Genomic DNA, 1,526 nt, shown 5'->3' with positions numbered 1-1,526 from the left:
CGAGGGGCGCGCGAGGCCGAGGGCGGCGATGGCGAGGGCCAGCGCGCCCTGCACGACGATGATCCAGCCGCGGCGCCGGCCGAGGAACGGCGGGACGAAGCGGTCGAAGAGCGGGGCCCAGAGGAACTTCAGCGTGTAGGGCAGGCCGACGAGCGCGAAGAGGCCGATCTCCTCGATCCGCACCCCCTCGTCCTTGAGCCACGCCTGGAGCGTGCCGCCGACGAGGAGCAGCGGCAGGCCGGAGGAGAAGCCGAGGAGGAGCATCGCCAGCATCCGGCCGCTGAAGAGCGCGCGGAAGCCGGAGGGGCGGTCGGGGTCGGTCGGGCGCATCGCGGCGACAGTATGCGCCGCGCCGCGCGGCGTCCAGCGCGCGGGATGGCCCGCCAGCCCAAACGGCGGCGGCCCGCGGGGCGCGACGTACAATGGCCGCATGCGCGTCCTCGGCCTCGAAAGCTCGTGCGACGAAACGGCCGCGGCGGTCCTCGACGGGCCGCGCCGCGTCCTCTCCTCCGTCGTCTCCTCGCAGGTCAAGGTGCACGCCCCGTACGGCGGGGTCGTGCCGGAGCTCGCCGCGCGGCACCACCTCGAGGCGGTCGATCCGGTCGTGCGCCGCGCGCTCGACCTCGCGGGCTGCGGGCTCGACGACATCGACGGGATCGCGGTGACGAAGGGGCCGGGGCTGATCGGCTGCCTCCTCGTCTGCGTCGCCGCGGCGCGCGCCCTCGGGCTCGCGCGCGGGCTGCCGGTCGTCGGCGTCAACCACCTCGCCGGGCACATCGCCTCGGCCTGGCTCGAGGCGCCCGACGTGCCGTACCCCGCGCTCGCGCTCGTCGTCTCCGGCGGCCACTCCGCGCTCTGGCGCGTGGACGGGCCGCGCCGCTTCACGCAGCTCGCGAAGACGCGCGACGACGCAGCGGGGGAGGCGTTCGACAAGCTGGCGAAGCTGCTCGGGCTCCCCTACCCCGGCGGGCCGGTCGTGGACCGGCTCGCGGCGCGCGGCAACCCGCACGCCGTGCCGTTCGGGGCGGTCAAGACCAAGGGCTCGCTCGACTTCTCGTTCTCGGGCTACAAGACGGCGGCGCGGCTGCACATGGAGGCGGCGGGGATCGCGCCGCTGGCGCGGCCGGACGACGAGCCGCCGCAGCCGATGCTCGACCTGATCGCCTCGTTCCGGCACGCGGTGGTGCGCGAGCTGCTGCGGCGCACGCGGCAGCTCATCGAGGAGGACCGGCCGCGCTCGCTGGTCGTGGCGGGCGGCGTGGCGGCGAACAGCCTGCTCCGCGGCGAGGCGCGGAAGCTGGCCGACGAGGCCGGGCTGGCGTTCTCGATCCCGCCGCTGAAGTACTGCGGCGACAACGCGGCGATGATCGCGCTGGCCGGGCTGCCGGCGCTCGAGGCGGGCGAGAACGACCTCGACGGCCTCGACGCCTCGGCGAGCCTGCCGCTCGGCGGGGCCGAGGCGGCGCGCACGACGCTGCGCCATCTCTGACGGGTCGGGACTCGACGCGCGGCGCGGCGCTTCGCGG

Annotated in this window: 2 protein-coding genes; one reads left to right on the top strand and one right to left on the bottom strand. The window is 76.1% G+C overall.

The window, feature by feature from the left end; all coding sequences use genetic code 11:
- A partial coding sequence (locus LLG88_05100; protein MCE5246284.1) for an AmpG family muropeptide MFS transporter occupies positions 1–330 on the bottom strand: 330 nt, incomplete at its 3' end.
- Positions 331–430: 100 nt separating this feature from the next.
- On the opposite strand from LLG88_05100, the gene tsaD reads away from it, so the two are divergent.
- Complete coding sequence (tsaD, locus tag LLG88_05095) at positions 431–1,489, top strand: tRNA (adenosine(37)-N6)-threonylcarbamoyltransferase complex transferase subunit TsaD (protein MCE5246283.1); 1,059 nt, start codon at positions 431–433, stop codon at positions 1,487–1,489.
- The last annotated feature ends 37 nt before the right edge of the window (positions 1,490–1,526 follow it).

This window comes from bacterium, from assembly GCA_021372775.1.
Classification (GTDB): domain Bacteria; phylum Acidobacteriota; class Polarisedimenticolia; order J045; family J045; genus JAJFTU01.
Note: the sequence above shows the minus strand (reverse complement) of the source record. Positions and strands in the feature narration are given on the sequence as shown.

What these genes read in the sequence shown, in the direction of transcription:
- tsaD (MCE5246283.1), top strand. Translation starts at nt 431, where the DNA reads ATGCGCGTCCTCGGCCTCGAAAGCTCGTGCGACGAAACGGCCGCGGCG.